This window comes from Pseudomonas sp. PDM25 (genome assembly GCF_019219045.1).
In the GTDB taxonomy this organism is placed as follows: Bacteria; Pseudomonadota; Gammaproteobacteria; order Pseudomonadales; family Pseudomonadaceae; genus Aquipseudomonas.
In genome coordinates this window covers 421,983-444,036 of the sequence record NZ_JAHUWL010000003.1, presented here as the reverse complement: position 1 = coordinate 444,036, position 22,054 = coordinate 421,983, and the positions used below count along the sequence as shown (strand labels likewise).

12 protein-coding genes are annotated in these 22,054 nt (G+C 60.4%); 7 read left to right on the top strand and 5 right to left on the bottom strand.

Annotated elements, in window-relative coordinates; genetic code table 11:
- Positions 1-31 precede the first annotated feature (31 nt).
- Positions 32-925 (top strand): DMT family transporter, encoded by an 894-nt coding sequence (locus tag KW848_RS07505; RefSeq protein ID WP_218536453.1) that lies wholly within the window; start codon positions 32-34, stop codon positions 923-925.
- On the opposite strand, the gene KW848_RS07500 is transcribed toward KW848_RS07505, so the two are convergent.
- The 4 genes from KW848_RS07500 to recQ form a co-directional block, all read right to left on the bottom strand.
- Entirely contained in the window at positions 919-1,206 is a 288-nt protein-coding gene (locus tag KW848_RS07500) for a SelT/SelW/SelH family protein (protein WP_033055915.1), read from the bottom strand. The genes KW848_RS07505 and KW848_RS07500 overlap by 7 nt on opposite strands.
- Before the next feature lie 32 nt (positions 1,207-1,238).
- Positions 1,239-3,017, bottom strand: a complete 1,779-nt coding sequence (locus KW848_RS07495) for a FimV/HubP family polar landmark protein (protein WP_218536452.1) — start codon at positions 3,015-3,017, stop codon at positions 1,239-1,241.
- 128 nt (positions 3,018-3,145) lie between these two features.
- The gene (locus tag KW848_RS07490) at positions 3,146-3,580 is read right to left on the bottom strand and encodes a MarR family transcriptional regulator (protein WP_111451824.1); all 435 of its coding nucleotides are present in this window, start codon (positions 3,578-3,580) and stop codon (positions 3,146-3,148) included.
- 119 nt (positions 3,581-3,699) lie between these two features.
- On the bottom strand, positions 3,700-5,826 hold the full coding sequence (recQ, locus tag KW848_RS07485) for a DNA helicase RecQ (RefSeq protein WP_218536451.1): 2,127 nt from the start codon (positions 5,824-5,826) through the stop codon (positions 3,700-3,702).
- 412 nt (positions 5,827-6,238) lie between these two features.
- Here recQ and KW848_RS07480 point away from each other — a divergent pair, with 412 nt between their 5' ends.
- From KW848_RS07480 to KW848_RS07455, 6 genes are all read left to right on the top strand, one after another.
- Positions 6,239-6,826, top strand: a complete 588-nt coding sequence (locus tag KW848_RS07480; protein WP_008156162.1) for a YecA family protein — start codon at positions 6,239-6,241, stop codon at positions 6,824-6,826.
- 10 nt (positions 6,827-6,836) lie between these two features.
- The gene (locus KW848_RS07475) at positions 6,837-7,232 is read left to right on the top strand and encodes a YbaN family protein (RefSeq protein WP_008156164.1); all 396 of its coding nucleotides are present in this window, start codon (positions 6,837-6,839) and stop codon (positions 7,230-7,232) included.
- 208 nt (positions 7,233-7,440) lie between these two features.
- Positions 7,441-8,148, top strand: a complete 708-nt coding sequence (gene lapG, locus KW848_RS07470; RefSeq protein ID WP_192406699.1) for a cysteine protease LapG — start codon at positions 7,441-7,443, stop codon at positions 8,146-8,148.
- Between the two features lie 22 nt (positions 8,149-8,170).
- Positions 8,171-10,111 (top strand): cyclic di-GMP receptor LapD, encoded by a 1,941-nt coding sequence (lapD, locus tag KW848_RS07465; RefSeq protein ID WP_218536450.1) that lies wholly within the window; start codon positions 8,171-8,173, stop codon positions 10,109-10,111.
- Positions 10,112-10,296: 185 nt separating this feature from the next.
- Positions 10,297-12,909 carry a YncE family protein gene (locus KW848_RS07460; protein ID WP_218536449.1) on the top strand — a complete coding sequence of 871 codons (2,613 nt, stop codon included), beginning with the start codon at positions 10,297-10,299 and terminating at the stop codon, positions 12,907-12,909.
- A gap of 436 nt (positions 12,910-13,345) precedes the next feature.
- Complete coding sequence (locus KW848_RS07455) at positions 13,346-15,661, top strand: Ig-like domain-containing protein (protein ID WP_218536448.1); 2,316 nt, start codon at positions 13,346-13,348, stop codon at positions 15,659-15,661.
- Between the two features lie 262 nt (positions 15,662-15,923).
- Here the strand turns inward: KW848_RS07455 and KW848_RS07450 are convergent, their stop codons facing one another.
- Complete coding sequence (locus KW848_RS07450) at positions 15,924-21,782, bottom strand: retention module-containing protein (RefSeq protein ID WP_218536447.1); 5,859 nt, start codon at positions 21,780-21,782, stop codon at positions 15,924-15,926.
- Positions 21,783-22,054 lie beyond the last annotated feature (272 nt).

The following is a 22,054-nucleotide window of genomic DNA, read 5'->3' as shown; positions in this document are numbered from 1 at the left end:
GCCTGGTTTTATACGTTTTTCAAGGATTACAATGACCCCCCGTACCGCCCTTGGCGCTTTGCATATTGGCGCATTGATGTTCGGCCTGACCGGTGTCTTCGGCAAACTGGCTGCCGCCTCCCCCGCCGTCATCGTCTTCGGGCGTGCTGCATTCGCTGTGCTGGCGTTGGCCGTTTTTGCGCGATTCGCCAGCACTACTCGCTGGCAGAAACTCGAGGCTGTGGACTGGCGCCGACTGTTGCTCAGCGGCTTACTGCTGGCCGGACACTGGGTGAGCTTTTTCATTGCAGTGAAGGTCGCGGGCGTGGCGATTGCGACCCTGGGTTTCGCCAGCTTCCCGGCGTTTACCGTGATCCTTGAAGGGTTGATCTTCCGCGAGCGAATTCGCGCCAACGAAATCCTGCTGGTGGTGCTGGTCAGTGTCGGGCTGGTGCTGGTCACCCCTGATTTCGATCTGGCCAGCGGCGCCACAATGGGTCTGCTGTGGGCGGTGGGCTCAGGTTTGCTGTTCTCTCTGCTATCGCTGACCAACCGCGCCAGCTCCGGGCGAATCCCGGCGGTGCAGGCGGCGCTGTGTCAGAACGTGGTGGTCGCGTTGTGCCTGTTGCCGGTGGCGGCACCGCAGTTAAGCGAAGTGCGCGCCATCGACTGGTTGTGGATCGGTCTGCTCGGGGTGTTCTGCACTGGCGTCGCTCACAGTCTTTTTGTCGCCAGCCTGGCAGTGATCAAGGCGCGGACCGCGGCGGTGGTGTTCGCCCTGGAGCCGGTTTACGGCATCACCATGGCCTGGCTGCTGTTTGATGAAAATCCGACACTGCACATGCTGATCGGTGGCGCGTTGATCATCGTGGCGATCGTGGTCTCCAGCCGACTCTCGGGCGGCTCAAGCAAGAAAGCCGTTGCGGCAGAAGCCGCCTCTCACTGAGTGCGGTCGTTGTGCCCCAGGTCGCGGTCCGGATCAATTTGATCACGGACCCGCTGCTTCAGCACTTTGGCCTCCGGGAAACCGCCATCAGCCTTGCGCTCCCAGATCTGCACATCGTCACAGAAAATGTGAAACACCCCACCGGTGCCGGGCACCAGCGACACTTTGCCCAGATCGTCACCGAAGGTACTGAGCAGTTCCTGGGCCAGCCAGGCAGCACGCAACAGCCACTGGCATTGCGTGCAATACGTGATGATGATTTCCGGTTTGCGTGCAGTCATGATCGGCGAAACTCCTGAGCCAGAGGGCGCCGCTATGATAGCCCTGCGAGCAGGTTCCGGGCGGTCTGCTTAAGCGGCTCGTTACCTTCCTTGAGCAACTCGTTGAGCAATTCGATGGCGCTGTCCAGATCGCCGTCATCAATGCAGGTCTGGGCTTGTTCGAGTTTTTCGGCGCTGCTCGGCTCGGGCGGTTCCAGGTTCAGCGGTTGCAGTTCCAGCGACTGGCCGGGATCGCTGAACTCGTTGAGAAAGGTGTCATCCAGAGTCTGTGAATCAGGCTCGGCGACCCATTCAAGTTCGGGCTCATCCAGCGTCGACTCGTCGGGCATTTCAAACACCTCGGGCAAGACGTGCAGGTTCGAGGCAAACGGCGGCTCGACCGGCGCGGATTCGCTCGATGGCTTCGCGGCCGACGGCGAGTGTTCAAAAGGGCTGATCAGGTCCCAACTCGAATCCATCGACAGGTCATCCAGGTTCAACTGGAACTCATCGTTGGGTGCTGCTTCGGCAATCGCCGCCTTGGGGGGAGTCATTGACGCTGCAACGGCCAACGGTGCCGCACTGTTCAATTTCGGGTGTCGGGCGCGAATATTCTGAAGTTCTTGCAGGTCGTATCCGGCGTCACGCAGGTTGTTTTCCTGTGTTTCATAAGCGGGTGCGTCACCCTGTTTACCCAAGACTTCCAACAGCTGAACGGCAAGATCCGTGCGTTGCGGCTCTTTGATCAGCGCCTCTCGCAACAAACCGGCGGCTTCGGAAAAACGGCCATAGGCCAGATAGATATCAACCCCTTCAAGCACATCGCCTGCGGGCGACTCTTCACCCGATTCAGTTGCCGGTTGCACCTCTGACGATTGTGAAACCGGTTCTGCAGTGCGATTGAGCACCGGTTCATGCCGTGACGGCAAATCCGGTAAAGCGTCGGGCAATGCCTGAACCTGTTGTCGTTGACGCCTCACGAACAACCCCAGCAACACCAGAGCCACCACCGCCAACAACCCGAGAATCAGCCCCCAGTTAGTAGCCTCAGGCTCTTCAACAATGGCCGGCGCAGGAGCCACAACGGCGGGTCCAACCGGCCCCACCGTTGCGGTCTTGATTTCCGCCAATTGGGTTTGCAGTTCAGTCACCTGCTTTTTCTGACCGGAGATCTGCTCCTCCTGGGCCTGAAGCTTCGCAGTCAATTCATCGATAGTTGCTTGCAGCTGCTGGTTTCGCAGCACGCTGGCGGCCAGTTGTTCGGCAACGGGATCACTCACAGGCGCGGCGGCAGGAGGGGGTGGCGACTGTTTGCCTTTCGCCGCGGGTGGCTTCGCAACAGCCGGCTCAACCGTTGGGAATCCAGAGGGCTGAACGTCGGTCACCGGTTCGTCATTGACGGGAACAATCCCCGGCGAACCCGGCGGATCGATCAGCACCGTGTACTCGCGCAGCACCCGCCCGTTGGGCTGATTGAGCTGCACCAGGAAATTCAGGAAAGGTTCATTGACCGGTTTGCTGGAGCTCACCCGGATCAGGCTGCGGTTGCCGCGCAGGATCGGGGTGAATTTCAGATTATTGAGAAAGAACACCCGATCGATGCCGGCGCGGCTGAACTCGTCTGCTGTCGCCAGGCTGACGGAGAGCTCGCCCTCCTCCAGACCTGCGGCATCTTCCAGTGCGATGTCGGCGCGCAACGGCTGATTCAGCGCTGAATGCAGGGTGATATCACCCAAGCCCAACGCGGGCGCCAATGCCGAGTAAGTGACAGCACCACCGACCAGAAGCAGCCTGGCGCAACACCGTAAAGCCATGTGCCAACTCTCGAGCATGAGCATCCCTTAGATAACCAGAACCATCTTGTACGCGTTCGCACATCCGGTACGAACACGATATTGCCAAGTAGTTCTTTATAGTCTGCCCAACGGAGTATCTCAAAAGTCTTGGGGGCGTTAATACCTCAAGATTTTTCCAGGTTGGCCAGAATGTGCCCGTGGACACGCATGCAGACCTTCAAGTCTGCCTCATCGACGCCTTCGAACAACTCGTGGCGCAGTTGGGTAGCAATGGTTTCAATTTGTTCGATCAAGGGAAGCGCCGGCGCGCAAAGGACGATTTTCTTCGCTCGGCGATCTTCCAGCACCGATTGACGTTGCACCAGTCCCTGGCTTTCGAGGCTGTCGAGCAGACGAGCCAGAGTCGGCCCTTCAACGCCGACGCTCTGCGCCAGTTCACGTTGGGTCGGGGCATCATCAAAACGCGCCAGGTGCAGCAGCACCAGCCAGCGCGCCTGGGACAGCCCCAGGCCAGCCAGACGGCGGTCCAGTTCGGCACGCCAGCCGCGCGACATCTGGGCCAGTTGCATGCCAAAGCGGTGTTGTTCGGTTAACGGCATAGAACACTCATGATTAGACTGAAATAAAGAAAAACTAATTATTAGTCAGCTAAGCATGACCCTTGGCCAGAGGCAAGGCTTGCTCTGTACTGAATCGTTACATCTATGTGGCAGATCACCTAAATCTCGAATTCGGATTGCAGCGCCGCCCGAACACAGTACAAAACGCCTTCCGGCACTCGCCCGGAAAACAGTGCGGCAATCTCCGACACGGGCGGCAATTCGCCCTCGCCGTCAAGGAACGCATCCTGGATCTCACCCATCAATTCTTCAGGCAGATCCAGCGCTTGCTCCAGCGACAACTGCTGCTTGCCAATCGCTTCGGCGAGCAGGGTGTAGACGTTCTTTTCCGAGCATTGCAGCTGACCGGCGATCTGCAACGGTGTCATCCCGGCTCGGGCCAGGGTGATCAGTTCGTGGCGCAGGTCGGCCACCACTTTCGGCGCCTCGACTTGCCCACCGAGAACTTCGAGGAAGGCTTCGCCGTAACGCTCCAGCTTGCGCGCACCAACGCCGCTGACCGTGGCCATTTCCGACAGCGAGGTCGGTTGGCTGCGGAGCATTTCCAGCAGTGTCGAGTCGGGGAAAATGACGTACGGCGGCACGCCATGCTCTTCGGCGAGTTTTCGACGCAGGGCGCGCAAGGCTTCCCACTGTTCGCGCTCTTCGCCGCGAACCAGTTGGCTCGCCTGGCTCTTGCTGCTTTTGGCCGTGGTTTGCGGCTTGAGGTCGCGACGCAGCTCCAGGGTTACTTCGCCCTTGAGCAGCGGTCGACAGGTGTCGCTCAGGCGCAGACCGCCGTAGCCTTCCAGGTCGATGTCCGCCAGACCGCGGGCAACCAGCTGACGGAACAAGGAGCGCCATTCGCTCTCCCCCATCGCCTTGCCTACACCAAATACCGACAGGTGTTGATGGCCGAAATTGCGGACCTTTTCGTTGTCCTTGCCCAGCAATACATCGACCAAATGCCCGACGCCATAGCGCTGGCCGGTGCGGTAGATCGCCGAAAGCGCCTGACGGGCCGGCTCGGTGGCGTCCCAGGTCTGCACGCCATCGACGCAGTTGTCGCAATGGCCGCACGGCTCGGGCATGTCTTCGTCGAAATAAGCCAACAGCGTCTGGCGACGGCAGCGGGTTTCTTCGCAGAGCGAGAGCATGGCGTCGAGCTTGTGCTGCTCCAGACGCTTGTGGCGCTCGTCGCCCTCGGAGTTCTGCAACATCTGTTTGAGCATCACCACGTCTTGCAGGCCGTAAGCCATCCAGGCGTCTGCCGGCAGACCGTCACGGCCGCCGCGACCGGTTTCCTGGTAGTAAGCCTCAAGGGATTTTGGCAAGTCGAGGTGAGCGACAAAGCGCACGTTGGGCTTGTCGATGCCCATGCCGAACGCCACGGTGGCGACCATGATCAGGCCTTCCTCATTGAGGAAGCGCTTCTGGTGGTGAGCCCGGGTATCGTTGGGCAAACCGGCGTGATACGGCAGCGCCGGGAAACCTTGCTCGCTGAGGAACACTGCCACTTCGTCGACTTTCTTGCGCGACAGGCAATAGACGATGCCGGCATCGCTGCGCCGCTCGGCGAGGAACGCCAGCAACTGCTTGCGCGGCTGCTCTTTGGGCACGATGCGATAGAAGATGTTGGGACGGTCGAAACTCGACAGGAAGCGCTCGGCATCCTGAAGATGAAGGCGGTCGACGATTTCTTCCCGGGTACGCTTGTCGGCGGTCGCGGTCAGGGCGATACGCGGGACGTTGGGGAACAATTCCGCCAACTGGCCCAATTGCAGGTATTCGCGGCGAAAGTCGTGGCCCCATTGGGACACGCAGTGGGCTTCGTCGATGGCGAACAGGGAAATTTCAAGACTTTGCAGGAACGCCAGCATTCGTGGCTGAACCAGACGCTCGGGCGCGAGATAAAGCATTTTCACTTCACCGCGCTTGATCCGTGCCGCCAGATCGCGCTGCTGCTCGGCGCTGAGCGTGGAGTTCAATGCCGCCGCAGCGACGCCCAGCTCTTCGAGGGTAGCGACCTGGTCGTCCATCAGAGCGATCAGCGGCGACACTACCACTGCCAGGCCTTCGCGCAACAGCGCCGGCACCTGGAAGCACAAGGACTTGCCGCCACCGGTAGGCATCAGCACCAGGGCATCGCCGCCACTGGCCACGCGCTCAATGATTGCACCCTGACGGCCACGGAAACTGTCGTAGCCGAAGATGTCCTTGAGGACGCGTTGAGCCTGTTCGAGCATAGAAACTCCAAAAATCACAAAAACATCCCTGCAAGGCTGGTTCAGAACCACGAAGGCTGCACCGACAAATCGTAAGTGCGCATTGCATGACGCGTCACATTTCAGCCGCGACGCCGGCAGGGCATCACAAAACGCGGGAGTATACCCGAGCCCTCCCCTGCAAAGGGTGCCGCTGATAAGACACGCGAAGGTCAATGCACTGCAGACCTTGTGAGAGCGGGCTTGCTCGCGAAAGCGGCATGTCAGTCGACATTAATGCTGGCCGGCACACCGCTTTCGCGAGCAAGCCCGCTCCCACAGGGGTTGCGGTGTTTCGCAGGGCCGCAATGGCGCAAAAATGCCGCGCGGCTGGCCCCAACGCTCAAGAAGGCCTAGAATTCCTGCATCGTATATTCCCCAAGGTAGCCCTTTAATGTCCTTCGCTGAGCAACTAACCCGCCTGCAAGTCTTCCTCGACGCCGACGAACTGCATGACGAGGCGCTGGACTACGTGGCCGCCCACGGCTACCTCACGGCGCTGTCGATCTGTTCCGAAACCGTTCCTGACCGTGAATGGATCGACGCCCTTTTCGCCGAAGAGCCGCACTACGCCGACGACACCGAGCGTGAAGCGATCGAATCCACCCTGTTGGCCCTCAAGGCTCACATCGCTCGCCAACTGGCGTCCGATGAAGAGTTCGAGTTGCCTTGCGACCTGGACCTGGGCGAAGAGCCGGACGATTCCGACCTGCGCGGCTGGTGCATCGGTTTCATGGAAGGCGTGTTCCTGCGCGAAGCAGCCTGGTTCGAGACCGCCGAAGACGAAGTCAGCGAAATGCTGCTGCCGATCATGGTCGGTTCGGGCCTGTTCGACGAACAGCCTGAGTTCGAAGACATCGCCAAAGACGCCAACCTGATGGACGACATGATCGTACAGATCCCGGAAGCCCTGACCGCGCTGTACCTGCTGTGCCAGGCGCCAGACGAAAAACCGGCGATCCTCAAGCCTCGTCACCACTAAGGTTTTGCCTATGGACAACCCCATAGGCAACCGCTCCCTGATGTTGCGCTACGTGCTGCTGGCCATCGGCTGGCTAAGCGTAGCGCTGGGGGTGATCGGGATTTTCCTGCCGGTATTGCCCACCACGCCCTTCCTGCTGCTGGCGGCCGCCTGCTTCGCCCGCAGTTCGCCGCGTTTTTATCATTGGCTGGTTGAACATCCGCGGCTTGGGCCGTGGGTTCGCGATTACCTGAGCGGCAACGGCATTCCGCTCAAGGGTAAGGTCTACGCCATCGGCCTGATGTGGGCGAGTATCCTGCTCTCCTGCTATCTGGTGCCCCTGCCGTGGGCGCGGGGGTTCATGCTGACCAGCGCCGTGCTGGTGACCCTCTACATCCTCAAACAGAAAACCCTGCATAAACCTTGAAAACGCCACAATGATCGTTCCCACGCTCCGCGTGGGAATGCATCCAGTGACGCTCTGCGTCACCGCGTCTAAGGAACGCGGAGCGTCCCGGGCGGCATTCCCACACCAGAGCGTGGGAACGATCAGTCCGCGAACTGACCCGACGATCAACCCTACCTTTCAAAAAACACCGCCTAGACTTCAAGCATCTGCACCCGAGCGGCCAGACATGTCCCGCAGTCCGCGTAGCCCAAGATGGTCAACGCTCCGACTTCGGTTCGGCGGATGGCTGTTGCTGATCACTTTTCTGTTGGCCGGGCTGGGCAGTGTCGGGGCCAACTGGGATTTTGCGCAGATTCTGCAAACCGCCGAAAATCGCTACGGCACCCTGGGCCCGGGACGGGGAAGGATCGAGGCCTGGAGTCAAATGATCAGTAGCGAAGTCAACGCGCCCGAGCGCGAGCAGCTGAACGCAGTCAATCGCTTCTTCAATCAGCAACTGAGTTTTCTGGACGACACCCGCATTTGGCATCAGACCGATTACTGGGCCACGCCCGTCGAATCCCTGATCAAGGGTGCCGCTGATTGTGAGGACTACGCACTGGCGAAATATTTCAGCCTGCGCTACCTGGGAATTCCCAGCGAAAAACTACGCATCACCTACGTGAAAGCCCTGACCCAGAACCAGGCGCACATGGTGCTGACGTTCTACAACAGCCCCACGGCCGATCCACTGGTGCTGGACAACTTGATCGGCGAGGTCCGCCCCGCCTCCCAACGCCAAGACCTGCTGCCGGTGTACGCCTTCAACGCAGAAGGCCTGTACTTGCCCGGAGCCAATGGTGGCAAACGCAGCGGCGACTCGAAAAAACTGTCGCGCTGGCAGGACGTACTGAAAAAAATGCAGGCTGAAGGGTTCGCCGTGGGCGACGGCTAGCCACCTGAGCAAGGAGCGATTTATGTCACTGCGTAAACAGTTGTTTCTCGCCATCTGCCTGTTCTTGCTGGTGGCGTTCAGCGGCAGTTTTTTTGTCAGCCTGGAAAGCTCTCGCGACCAGATGCTCAGCCAGTTGCGCTCCCACGCTCAGGACGCGGCCACCGCGCTGGGTTTGTCGTTGACGGCACAAATCGATGACCCGGCCATGATCGAATTAATGGTCAGCTCGATTTTCGACAGCGGTTATTTCAGCAGCATTCGAATCATTAACATCGAGAATGCGCAGGTGCTGGTAGAGCGCAGTGCGCCGGGGCAAATCGAGGGCGTTCCCGCCTGGTTTGTGAATCTGGTCAACCTGCACCCACCCGGTGGCGAAGCGCTGATCATGCGTGGCTGGGCCCAGGCGGCACGGGTCGAGGTGTTGAGCAATCCGCAGTTCGCCCTGGCCAAACTTTGGGACAGCACCCTCGGCAGCCTGATCTGGTTACTGGTGTGCGGCCTGCTCAGTGCCGTGTTTGGAGGCTGGTTGCTGCGCCGGCAATTTCGTCCACTCGACACCATGGTCAAACAGGCTGAAGCCATCAGCAAACGCGAGTTCCTCAGCCTGCCGAAACTGCCGCGCACACCGGAGTTGAAACGCGTGGTGTTGGCCATGAACCAGATGGTCGAGAAGCTCAAGGCGCTATTCGCCGAAGAGGTCGCACGCAGTGAAAAACTGCGGGTCGAGTCTTATCAGGACAGCCTTACGGGTCTGGCCAATCGGCGCTTGCTGGATGAAGAGCTGGCCGACGAATTGTTGGTCTCCGAGCAGAGCAGCGACGGCCATTTGCTGATGCTGCGGATCAACGATCTGGCCGGTCTCAACCAACGCTTGGGCGGCCAGCGCACCGATGCGCTGATCAGCGCCGTCGGTGAATTGCTCAAGCGCCTGACCCAGCCACCGGAACGTCGCACCTGGCTTGCAGCGCGCAATCGTGGCGGTGAATTCAGCCTGCTGACGCCAGGGCTGGACAGCGCCGACGCTGCACGCCTGGCCAGCGAAGTCAGCGCCACCCTGGAAAACCTGCGCCTGACTGGCGCCAGCGACGCCATGCCGGTGGCGCATTTGGGGATCGCCCCTTACCACCCCGGTGAACCAGCCAGTGTTGTGCTGACGCGACTGGACCGGTCGTTGACCGAAGCCCGGCAACATCCCGAGCGCCCGTGGGTCCACTTGGCCGATTCCATCACCGCGCCGAACCCGCCCCAAAACGACTGGCAAACCTGGATTGACGACGCCCTGAACCAAGGCAAGATGCAACTGTATTTCCAGCCGGTGGTGCAATGCGCCGACACCAGCCAGGTGCTGCATCACAAAGTGCTCGCACGCCTGCTCGACCCGCAGGGCGAGGCCATTGCCGCCGGGCATTTCCTGCCGTGGATCGAGCGACTCGGCTGGTCGGCCCGATTCGACCTGGCCATGCTCGAAGCCACCCTCGACTACCTCGTGGTCAACCGTTGGCCCCTGGCGTTAAGCCTGTCCGGCAGCACCCTGCGCGACCCAGCGCAACTGCAACACATCCTCGACATGCTCGAATCGCTGCCCGAACTCGCTGAGTTGCTGATACTGGAAATCGACGAACGCCAACTGCCACCTCAGGAAGAACTGCAACGCCTGAGCCACAGCCTGCTCAACACCGGTTACCGCATCGGTCTGCAGCATTTCGGCGGCAGCTTCGGCCAGATCGGCAACCTGGCTCAACTGGGGCTGGCTTACTTGAAAATCGATGGGGCGTACATCCGTCACATTGATGAGCAGAGCGATAAACGGCTGTTTATCGAGGCGATTTTTCGGGCCACCAACAGCATTGATTTGCCGTTGATTGCGGAGATGGTCGAGACCAAGGGGGAGCTGGAGGTGATCCGGGAGTTGGGACTGTTTGGGGTGATGGGGCGGTTGATTGGGCCGCCGGAGCCGATGTGATGCGGTTAGACCGTTCGTCTTAAATCCTCATTAACCTGTCAGATATGACAGTAGGCAAATCACCCGACATCAGGTGTCATGACTCTCATCGCCGCCCTGCTTCTAACTCGTGGGCGCCTCGAACAGGGAGTGAGGTTATGACAGTTATAGAGATTCTCAAGTTGGATCTGGTCAGGATCGAGGGCATGGAAACCACCGTGCCTGGAGGGATCAACGCGCAGTGCGGCATCCCGATTCTTGCAAAGACGGACTCCGGGTACGTCGCTGTCGTGGACCCTTTTCCCGGTAGCCAGCAGGGCCAAACCATCACTTTGTACGTAAACAAGCTCAAGGTCGACTTCCACACCTACCTGAACCCCGGAGATGAAAACAAAACCGCCAACCTCCAAATCCCGACGGACTATTTGCGCGATGGCCAGAACCTCCTCCACTACACCGTCACCAACGGTTCGCAGAACATCGGCACCTCTGACGTCCTGGCGGCATGGTTTCACCGAGAAGGCCCGGGAGGGCGGGACGACCAGCCAGGCGATGGTGTGAATTCACAATTACAGATCCAGGTCGAGGACGCCGCCAAGTACGGCGTAGGGCCGGAACTGGCGCAGCGCGGGGTCTGGTTTTACGTGTTTTACCCGTTGATTAGAGCGTTCGACATGGTCCTGTTCAATTGCAACGACCATGTCATCAAACACAATGTGAGCGTCGAAGAAGCTGAGCAAACTTCTCACCAGAATCCGCTACCGATTCTGGTAAATCATGCCGCTCTTGTTGCCGCTGGCGAAGGGACGGCAGTTCGCTTCTCCTATACGGTCGAGGACTGGATCGGTAACGGTCCTGCCCCAGAACCGTATTCGGAGAGTATCCCGCTGTGGGTGAACCTCAAAGGCAACTGGTTCGACAAACCCATCCTCAGCCCACAGCACGGGCCTGAAACCATCGACCTGGGTGAACTCAATGGTCAACCGGTGATCGCCAAGGTACATGTGCGCACGCCATGGGCCACAGGCGACACACTGGAACTGACCTGCACTTACCGGAACGCGGAGGGCAAGGACGTAACTTTTGTGACGACAAAGGAGGTGAAAATTGTCCCGGACTTTCCCGAGCTACCACTGGACAATAGCTACTTTGCCGCCGCAAGTGGTTGGCAGATATGGGTGTACTACAAGCAATTTAGAAATGGCCGGGAACTGGGACGCTCTTACTCAACCCCCGTCATGGTGACAGGCAATGCCCAGATTGAGCTGAAGGCACCGTTTCTGGTGGCACCGGCCAAGAACCCGATTGAATCGTCTCTTTATCCGCAAGGGGTGAAAGTGCGAGTCGAACTACTGACCGCTCAAGAGGGCGACGAAGCGCGGTTGGAGGCGCTCAATGCACTTCCAGGCACACCGACGTTTGCGACGGTCAAGTTGAACCAGAACAAACGCGCCAACTTTACGCTAAGCCCCGAGTTGCTCAAGGCGCATCAGGGCAGAAACCTCAGACTGCGCTGGGTTCTGATCCGCAAGGGATCGTTGACGCCCTCACCCGAGTTGCGGCTCAGGATTTCGGCCCCGGTAGTGACCCTGACCTTTGATAATGACCCCTACACGCTCGCCCCGGCAGGCCGGTTTACAGTCAGGCTGGCGCTGGCGACGAATGGCGTGGATCTACCTGACGAAACCGTCGAACTGTCCTTGGCAGAGGATTTTACTTTCAGCGACAACGTCGGGGGTAGCCGCCGCTTCGTCACCGACAAAGATGGAAAGATCACTGTAAACGGGGTGAAGGGGCACACGGTGCCCGGTGCTTATTCCTTGACTGCCTTGCATGGAAACCAGACCGTGACGGGCGTGGCAACAGTTACACCTCAGACATCCGCGGGGACCATCCCGGGAATACCCTACCCTTACAACATCGCAATTAGTCCCGACGGCACCCGAGCCTATGTTGTCAGTACTTCACATCCCGCTAACTATGGCGCACTCACGGTGGTTGATACCGCCACTCACAAAGCGATGGGCTCTATCGCACTAGGGAGGAATGTGTTCGGTGTTGCAGTCAGTCCGGATAACAGCCGAGTCTATATCACCCGGGGTGGCGTTGATTCTCTTAACTTCGTTTTGACCGTAGTTGATACCACCAGCCTCGACATTATTCGCAATGTCTCGTTCACGGGTTATTCTCCAGCGGGCGTTGCGATAAGCCCGGATGGCTCTCGTGCCTATATTTGTAGTGGCACTTATCCTTTTACCGGTTTCCCCAATGGCAGGCTGGCGATAGTCGATACGACTCGCTTCGAGACTCTCCGGACCTTGGTGCTTCAAAACAATGCAAGTGAAGTTACCGTCAGCCCGGACGGTAGTCGTGTCTATGCCACCAACGCGAATGGCAATGGCACTGCCTACAGCGGAACGGTCTCGGTGATTGATACGAGTACTTACTCAGTGATCAGCAACATTGAAGTTGGGTCCAATCCTCACGGCATAGTGGTCAGCCGGGACGGCACCCGCATTTATACCGTCAGGACAGAAGGCAACCTGCTCGTGGTGATCGATGCGCGTACCCATGCAGTCATTCACAACATCCCAATCGGATTTGGCGCGTGGCAATTGGCACTCAGTCCGGATGGCAAGTCTCTCTGTGCCAGTGAGTGGTTTAACGGCAAGGCCATCGTGTTAGTCGATACCACGACCTTTAGCGTCCGTCGAATCCCGGTCGGCCGCGACTCTGCTGGTGTAGCCTTCAGCCCGGACAGCACTCGCGTCTATATCTGCAATTACACGGACAACAATGTTTGGGTAATCGGGAATTAAAGAAGCAACCCACGATAAGTCCAGAACCAGATGTTTGGAGAAAGTGGTAGGGAATTGGGGACGCATTTCAGATCACACCGTATCAACCTTCAACGAATGATCATTCAACATGCCGGTCAGGTTTTCAATCGTCGTCAGAGTCGGTCTCGGCGCCAGGGGTGTTCTGCGCACCGACCACGCCCAGATTGACCATGACGCCAGCAGTCGCGTGGATTTTCCGGGCAACCAACAGCATTGATTTGCCGTTGATTGGGGGATTGTTTGGGGTGATGGGCCGGTTGATTGGGCCACCGGAGCCGATGTGATGCGGTACGACCGTTCGTCTGGAAGTCACGCTTACCTGTCAGATCTGACAGTAGCCAATCTTCCCAGCCTGGTGTGTGATGAGCCCGCGTCCCGAGAGGACTCAGGGCTTGCCACCTCCAAGGAGAACGTAATGGATATCCAGTCCGCGGTGTTGAACGAATTGTTTGTGCTGCATCCCATGATCATCCAGGGCTGGGTCACGCCGTCGAAACCGGCCGGCATCGCCGACGGCGGTATTTCCAAAGCCCTTTACGACGGCCAGGCACAGGGCCTTGTATGCCTGGTCGATCCCTGGACCGAACTGCAGCAGCGCTCCTGGATCATGGCGGCCGATGATCACGTGGATTTGTATTGCAACGGCGATCTCATCCCAGGAGCAGGCCAGACCGTCAAGCCGGGGGAGGAAACGCTGCGCCAGCGCCTGTGCCTGCCACACGGGAATTTGAGACAAGGCGTCAATCGGCTGCATTACATGGTCACTCGTCCCAGCGGGAACTCGGTACCCTCTCGGGATCTGCTCGTGCTGTATCACCTACGGCCTGCGGAAAACCTGAATCTGATAATCCCGGCCGACGTGCTCAAGGACGGCGTCAGCGCCGCACGCGCGGCGCAAGGGGTGGAGTTCGGGTTCACCTATGCCAACCGGCGCAACCACGACCGCATCAAGTTTTGGTTGGGCGACACCCTAGTCGAGTTCGATGTCCCCGATGGCACGGCGCCAATCACCCACACACTGTTCACCGACACGTTCCGAAAGGCGGGTGACAACGCGAGTGCGGTGGCGGAGTTCTTTGTCGTCGACCAGTTGCTCAACCAGGTCAAATCCCCGGAGAAGCGGCTGGACATTCATCTCGACCGACTTGATCTGCGGGCCCCGACTGTCAAGGGCATGACCGGCACCAACTTCAGCCCGACCCAGCCAGAAGTCCGAGTGCTGGTGCCGCAAGGCTCGCTGCTGCCCACCGACAAACTGAGCGTGATCTGGCAAGGCGCGACCGGCTCAGCGGTGGCGGGCTCCTACACCAGCCCGCAGCGGCTGGTCAGCGCAGGTCTGGAAATCGCCGTGCCGCGCTCGGTGCTGGCCTACAGCTTGGGTAAACAGGTGACGGTCACTTACGTCGTCGAACGCAACGGCAAACCCGCCCCCTCATTGCCTTTGCCGTTGAACATCCTGACGTTGCCAGCGACGGCACTGATCTCGCCAAAGATCGTCGAAGCCGACGCCAACAACTTTCTGGATGTGATGGCGCTGGGCAGCAGCAACGCGACCATTCACGCCCTGCTCCACACGCTGATCGAAGCGGGCCAGCCGTGCTGGCTGAGTCTGGAAGGCAAGAAGGCGGACGGCACGGCGCACAACCTGACCCGGTGGAACGGCCTCCCGTATCAGGTCAACGCCACCTGGATCAGTCAAGGATTCTGGCCCAACGCGCTGGCCAACAGCTATCTCAAGCAACTCGGACACGGCACCACGCTGACGATCAAGTTCAAGGTCTCGCTGGACAAGAGCAACAATCTGGCCACGGCCACGGTGTTTCCGGATCGGACCTATACCATCAAAGCGGTGGCGTTGATTGAGCCCACTATTACCTATGTGAGGAACTCCAAGAATGTAGAGATCCCGCAGGGCGGCACCACGGCCGACACCACGGTCAAGTTGACCGGTAGAGCCACCGCTAACTTGCAGGTGCAGATCCTGGTCAACGGAACAATAAAAGACACGGTCACCATTGATTCAACAGGCGAATGGAACTACACCCTCACCGGCCTGACAGTGGCTGCGCACAGCATTACAGCCAAAGCCACTTATGGCAGCTTGCCCGTATCACTGGCACGGACCTTTAGAGTGGTGCAAAAAATACAAATACCCACAACCCACATGGGACTCAACGGTATCAAGCTCATTCAAGATTTCGGCTGGACCGAAAAAGACGCACCCGGAACAACGGAAACACGACAGGCGACCGCGGGCACCCCTCCTTATCGCTATACATCGCAGAACCCATCAGTGGCAACGGTCGGCGCTACTGACGGAAAAGTGAGAGCACGAGGCAACGGAACCACCATTATCACCGTCACAGACAGCAACGGTGATAGTCTCTCCTACACAGTATCCGCTTCTCGGGTCTGTCGCCTCATACGCTCGCCCACCCCCCTTTCGGGACCAGCAGCAGTTTCATGGAACTACGCCAATCCGGAATCTGGCGGTCTTGGCTACGTCCCCTTCCTTTTCCCCTCCCAATTCCAGGACCTCACCCAAATTTATGCCCCCATCGGTGAAGCCGGCAGCATTTACACTACTTTTTATCCAGCCCATGTCACGCCCCCTTACGGAGGGCTGTTTGAAACATGGGCTACCAGTCCAACCACCACCACCGACCGTTCCATTGCCGCACCGCCCTATTCCCGGTTTGCATACACGTTCCAGCTTCTCAACGGACATTAACCCCGACCGAAATCCGGGGACAGATCACGATATTAATTAATCGTGCTCTGTCGCTTCATGCCAGGAAGGCGCAGCAGGTATCAACCAACCCAAAAAAACGGGCGCCCCCCTGAGGTCGCCCGTTTTTGTTTATCACGCCATCTGCGCCCGCAACCGTCACCCAATCACGTCCATCAGATCGCAGCCGTCGCGCAGAGGAACAACAAAAAACCCGCCACCCCCTATCACCGGGATCGCGGGTTTTGTCGTTTCAGCCTTCAAGTCACACCGTATCAACCTTCAACGAATGATCATTCAACATCCCGTTGATAATCGTCGCCGTATCCTGCCCCCCCGCAATTACCCCACCCGCCCCCGGCGTTACGCCGTAATGGCTGGCCAGGTTCACACCCGCCAGGTCGATGGTTTGATTCGGCGCGGCGCCGGCCATGGCGCTGACGTCGATGCTGGTGACCAGTGATTCGCCGCTGCCGGTGACTTTGAAGTGCAGGTAGTCATCCAGCGACGCCGCGGTGCTGTTTTCCCCTTGCAGCAGTTGCGACAGGTCGAGTTTGTCGATGCCCGGCGTGAAGTCGGTGACCACGTCGTGGCCGCTGTTGCCTTTGAGCCACTGGAAAGTGTCGGCACCGCTGCCGCCGGTGAGGGTGTTGTTGCCCAGGCCGCCGATGAGGAAGTCGTCGCCGCCCCCACCGTTGAGCATGTCGTCACCCAAGCCGCCGTTGATGATGTTGCTGTGGTTGTCGCCGGTGAGGCTGTCGTTGAAATTTGAACCGGTCAGGTTTTCGATCGCCGTCAGGGTGTCGGTCCCGGCGCCCGCCGTGTTCTGCGCACCCAGCACGCCCAGATTGACCGTAACCCCGGCCGTGGCGTGGGCATAGCTCGCGGTGTCGACGCCGGTGCCGCCGTCGAGCAGGTCGTTGCCCGCACCGCTGTACAGCAAGTCGTTGCCGGCGTCGCCGTGCATTTCGTTGTTGCCGGAACCGGCGGTGAGTACGTCGTTGCCGTCGCCGGCATTGATCACGTTGTTACCGGCGCCCGCCAGGAGTACATCGTCGCCCGCCGTGCCGGTGAGGGTGTGGCCATCCTGATAGGTGATGGTTACGGCACCGCTGTCGCTGCCGCCATGGCTGTCGTTGGCGGCATAGGTGCCGTGGGCATCTGGCGTGATGTCGTGGGCTCCGGCGTAGTCGACGGTCATGGTCAACTGGTAGTTTTCCGCCCCATTCCCGCTGTTGCCCGGGCCAGGGTTGTCGATGTTGGTGATGTGGATCTGGTAGGTGCTGTCCGACGTTGCGGTGAGGGTTTGCCCGTCCGCGAGGGCGACCCATGCGCCGCCGTTGATTGAGTACTCCATGGCGACATGATCGGCCGGCAGATTGTGATCCAGGTTAAGGGTTTCACCCTGTTTGAGGTCGATGGTGATGCGGTCCTCAGCGTGGGTGTTGTCGACCGGTCCCAGCGCCCCGCTGACGACCAACACCGCCGTCATGGCTGTCGTGTTGGCGACGAATGCACTGCGGGCGAGGGTCACCGCCTGCTCGTTACCGCCGATGAAGCTGAAGTTTTGATTGGTGCCGGTGAAGTCCGCGCCTTTGGCAATCCAGCCAGTGTTGAATGAGGTCGGCGATGCAGTGAGCGGATCCTTATCCGCATCGGTGTCATTGGCCAGCAGCAACTCCTCCGGTACCACGATGTGGTCCGACAGCACGTTGGTGATGATGTGGTCATCGACTGCCACGGGTGGCGTGTTCGCAATGACTGGGGCCTGGTCGCCGCCGTTGTCGATGATGCAGCTATCGTTCACGTCGATGGTGATGGTGGTGGTCCGCTCGTCGCCATCGCCATCGCGCAAGGTGTAGGTGAACACGTCGGTCGCACCGGGACCGTTCACGGCGTCCGGGTTGCTGTGGTAGACCGCGTTGCCCGCGGCATCCAGCGTCAGGTAACCGTAGGTGCCATTGATCTGGCTGTTCAGGCCGCCGATGGCCGAGTTCGAGGTGTCGGAACCGGCACGCACGCCGACCACCCCAACTCCATCGGCATCGCCGAAGTCGTTCGCCAGCACATTGCCGCTGACGATGCCGCCCTCCACTACCGAGGCCGCGTCGGGGTTGGCGGTCGGCAGGTCATCGACGATGTTGACCACGATGGTGCTGGTGGTGGAATGGCCCAGGGCGTCGGTGGCTTGGTAGGTGAAACTTTCGCTCAGGGTGTTATCGCCATCGTTGGCGTGCGGCGTGGTGCTTGGCGCCGACGTCAGGGTGTAGGTGTAGGAGCCATCGGGATTGAGGAGGATTTGGCCATAGGTGCCAGTGGCGCTGCCGACCAGGGTGTAGGTGATCGCGCCGGTGGCACCAGTAACAGAACCGACCAGGGTGCCACTGGCGGTTTCAGCCGTGAGGCCCGGCTGACTGCCGGTGACGGTGCCGGGCGCCAGATCCTGGCCGTCCTGGTTCAGGTCGAGGGCTTTTTCGTAAACGGTCACGTCGCTGTCGCTGACCGCCATGAAGCCGCTGTTGTGCACGTCGATGGTGATGGTGGTGGTGCTTTGGTCACCGTCGGCATCGCGCACGGTGTAGGTGAACGTGTCGGTCGCGCCAGGGTCGCTCACGGCATTCGGATTGCTGTGGTAGACGGCGTTGCCGTTGGCGTCCAGCGTCAGGTAACCGTAGGTGCCATTGATCTGAGTGTTGAGGCCGCCAACGGCTGAGGTCGAGGTGTCTGAACCGGCACGCACACCGAGCACCGCGCCCCCGGCGGCGAGGCCATCGGCGCCGCCGACGTCGTTCCACAACACGTTGCCGCTGACGGTGCCGCCTTCGGCGACCGAAGCCTCGTCGGCATGAGCCGTCGGCAGGTCATCGACGATGTTGACCACGATGGTGCTGGTGGTGCTGTTGCCCAGGGCATCGGTGGCTTGGTAGGTGAAACTTTCGCTCAGGGTGTTCGGCCCGTCGTTGGCGTGCGGCGTGGTGCTTGGCGCCGACGTCAGCGTGTAGGTGTAGGAGCCGTCGGGATTGAGGAGGATTTGGCCGTAGGTACCGGTGGCGCTGCCGACCAGGGTGTAGGTGATCGCGCCGACCGCGCCGCTGACCGAACCAGCCAGCGTGCCACTGGCGGTTTCGCCGGTGTTGCCCGGCAGGCTGCCGGTAACGGTGCCGGGCGCCAGATCCTGGCCGTCCTGGTTCAGGTCGAGGGCTTTTTCGTAGACGGTCACGTCGCTGTCGCTGACTGCCAGAATGCTGCTGTTGTGCACGTCGATGGTGATGGTGGTGGTGCTTTGGTCACCGTCGGCATCGCGCACGGTGTAGGTGAACGTGTCGGTCGCGCCAGGGTCGCTCACGGCGTTCGGGTTGCTGTGGTAGACGGCGTTGCCGTTGGCGTCCAGCGTCAGGTAACCGTAGGTGCCATTGATCTGAGTGTTGAGGCCGCCAACGGCTGAGGTCGAGGTGTCGGAACCGGCACGCACGCCGAGCACCGCGCCCCCGGCGGCGAGGCCATCGGCGCCGCCGACGTCGTTCCACAACACGTTGCCGCTGACGGTGCCGCCCTCCGCGACCGAAGCCTCGTCGGCATGAGCCGTCGGCAGGTCATCGACGATGTTGACCACAATGGTGCTGGTGGTGCTGTTGCCCAGGGCATCGGTGGCTTGGTAGGTGAAACTTTCGCTCAGGGTGTTCGGCCCGTCGTTGGCATGCGACGTGGTGCTGGCCGGCGACGTCAGGGTGTAGGTGTAGGAGCCATCGGGATTGAGCAGGATTTGCCCGTAGGTGCCAGTGGCGCTGCCGACCAGGGTGTAGGTGATCGCGCCGGTGGCACCAGTGACCGAACCGGCCAGCGTGCCACTGGCGGTTTCGCCGGTGTTGCCCGGCAGGCTGCCGGTGACAGTGCCGGGCGCCAGATCCTGGCCGTCCTGGTTCAGGTCGAGGGCTTTTTCGTAAACGGTCACGTCGCTGTCGCTGACCGCCAGAATGCTGCTGTTGTGCACGTCGATGGTGATGGTGGTGGTGCTTTGGTCACCGTCGGCATCGCGCACGGTGTAGGTGAACGTGTCGGTCGCGCCGGGGTCGCTCACGGCGTTCGGGTTGCTGTGGTAGACGGCGTTGCCGTTGGCGTCCAGCGTCAGGTAACCGTAGGTGCCATTGATCTGAGTGTTGAGGCCGCCAACGGCTGAGGTCGAGGTGTCTGAACCGGCACGCACACCGAGCACCGCGCCTCCGGCGGCGAGGCCATCGGCGCCGCCGACGTCGTTCCACAACACGTTGCCGCTGACAACGCCGCCCTCCGCGACCGAAGCCTCGTCGGCATGAGCCGTCGGCAGGTCATCGACGATGTTGACCACAATGGTGCTGGTGGTGCTGTTGCCCTGGGCATCGGTGGCTTGGTAGGTGAAACTTTCGCTCAGGGTGTTCGGCCCGTCGTTGGCATGCGGCGTGGTGCTGGCCGGCGACGTCAGGGTGTAGGTGTAGGAGCCGTCGGGATTGAGCAGGATTTGACCGTAGGTACCGGTGGCGCTGCCGACCAGGGTGTAGGTGATCGCTCCGACCGCGCCGCTGACCGAACCGGCCAGCGTGCCACTGGCGGTTTCGCCGGTGTTGCCCGGCAGGCTGCCGGTGACAGTGCCGGGCGCCAGATCCTGGCCGTCCTGGTTCAGGTCGAGGGCTTTTTCGTAGACGGTCACGTCGCTATCGCTGACCGCTCTGATACTGCAGTTGTGCACGTCGATGGTGATGGTGGTGGTGCTTTGGTCTCCGTCGGCATCGCGCAGGGTGTAGGTGAACGTGTCCGTCGCGCCAGGGCCACTCACGGCGTTCGGGTTGCTGTGGTATTCAGCGTTGCCGTTGGCGTCCAGCGTCAGGTAACCGTAGGTGCCATTGATCTGGCTGTTGAGGCCGCCAACAGCCGGCGCCGAGGTGTCGGAACCGGCACGCACGCCGAGCACCGCGCCCCCTGCGGCGGGGCCATCGGCACCGGCGACGTCGTTCCACAGCACGTTGCCGCTGACGATGCCGCCCTCCTCAACCGCGGTCGAGTCGGGGTTGGCGGTCGGCAGGTCATCGACGATGTTGACGTTGATTTGCCCGGTCGCCGAACTGCCGTCCGTATCGGTGGCGACGACGTCGAGATTCTCGGTGATGCTGTTGGCGCCGTCACCGGTCGGATGGGTTTCATTGTCGACGAGGGTGTAGCTGTAACTCACAACCCCCGTGGCCGGGTTGTAGCCGGTGACGGTCAGGGTGTTGCCCAACGGGGTAGTGATCGATTGCGGGAAGCCTGCGGCAACGCCACCGATGATCACGTTGACCCCTGCGATGCTCAGGCTGGTCAGCCCGTCAGGAGCAGACACGCTGAACGTGCCGGTCTTGGTCAGTGCCTCTGGGTCGGGGGCCGAACCGTCGGCCAGGTTGGCCTCATTGACGGTCAGTTCGCCCCCTGCCACCGACAGGCCGGTGAGGGTCACCGGATTGTTCGGCACATCAGGAACAACCGGTGTCACAGGCACAACAGGAACATCCGGAACATCCGGTGTCACCGGAAGAACGCCTGTCCCTCCTGAACCACCTGCACCGCCTGAACCGCCTGAACCGCCTGAACCGCCTGCACCGTTATCCGGGTTTCCGGCCAGCCGCCCCAGGGGAAATTCGGGAATGCCGTTGAAGCCTGCGGTAGGAAAACCAATCGTCGGATCGACCCGCCCGCCCACCTCTTCAAGCATGACAAACGAGTGGCCGCCGCCCAGTGCACCGGGTGCGCCGGTCGAACCCGGTCCGGCCGCCGTAGCTTCAGCAGTCTGGGTCGGGTCATCGCCGGCAGCGATCGCTTTTTGCAGTTGTTCGACATCGGTCAGTTGCGCTTGAGTCGGTGTCACCGCTTCAGCGGTGTCTACATGAGGTGCCTGATTCGCGAGTAACTGAGGCGTCATCTCCATACTGCTGCCACGCCCAAGTGTCAGTTCCTGGCCATTGTGCAGATGAACCGCCACCGCGCCTTCGGCCCCGGTAACCAGTTGATCGCCGGCGAATAACCGGTCCCCCTCGACCAGCGCGCGTCGGGTGCCATCGCCCGCAACCGCGAACACCTGACCAATGACCTTACTGACAATACCGATGAGCGTAGCCATGTGCACTTCCTCCGCTGCCAACCGCTGTCGGCATCCTGTTTTTGCGAAGAACGTGCTCATGGCTCCTACGGGTTGCCTGGCGGAATCGCCTGCTGGCAGCGGTTACTTCAAGTAAGCCGCTGCCCTGGCGCCGTTCTCGCCAAGCGTGCCGCTCGCGGGCGACGTGTCTGCTGCGGGATAAAAACCCTCTGCAATCAATGGCATCGGGATCCACTTTCGCACCACGTCACCTTTTGAGCGATGCGTAACGGCTTTGATCCACCAAGGTGACA

Bases quoted from the DNA above. Each gene is read 5' to 3' on its own strand.
- KW848_RS07480 (WP_008156162.1), top strand. From the start codon at position 6,239: ATGTCCTTCGCTGAGCAACTAACCCGCCTGCAAGTCTTCCTCGACGCC.
- recQ (WP_218536451.1), bottom strand. From the start codon at position 5,826: ATGCTCGAACAGGCTCAACGCGTCCTCAAGGACATCTTCGGCTACGAC.
- KW848_RS07460 (WP_218536449.1), top strand. From the start codon at position 10,297: ATGGAAACCACCGTGCCTGGAGGGATCAACGCGCAGTGCGGCATCCCG.
- lapG (WP_192406699.1), top strand. From the start codon at position 7,441: ATGTCCCGCAGTCCGCGTAGCCCAAGATGGTCAACGCTCCGACTTCGG.
- KW848_RS07500 (WP_033055915.1), bottom strand. From the start codon at position 1,206: ATGACTGCACGCAAACCGGAAATCATCATCACGTATTGCACGCAATGC.
- KW848_RS07450 (WP_218536447.1), bottom strand. From the start codon at position 21,782: ATGGCTACGCTCATCGGTATTGTCAGTAAGGTCATTGGTCAGGTGTTC.
- KW848_RS07490 (WP_111451824.1), bottom strand. From the start codon at position 3,580: ATGCCGTTAACCGAACAACACCGCTTTGGCATGCAACTGGCCCAGATG.
- KW848_RS07455 (WP_218536448.1), top strand. From the start codon at position 13,346: ATGGATATCCAGTCCGCGGTGTTGAACGAATTGTTTGTGCTGCATCCC.
- lapD (WP_218536450.1), top strand. From the start codon at position 8,171: ATGTCACTGCGTAAACAGTTGTTTCTCGCCATCTGCCTGTTCTTGCTG.
- KW848_RS07475 (WP_008156164.1), top strand. From the start codon at position 6,837: ATGGACAACCCCATAGGCAACCGCTCCCTGATGTTGCGCTACGTGCTG.
- KW848_RS07495 (WP_218536452.1), bottom strand. From the start codon at position 3,017: ATGCTCGAGAGTTGGCACATGGCTTTACGGTGTTGCGCCAGGCTGCTT.
- KW848_RS07505 (WP_218536453.1), top strand. From the start codon at position 32: ATGACCCCCCGTACCGCCCTTGGCGCTTTGCATATTGGCGCATTGATG.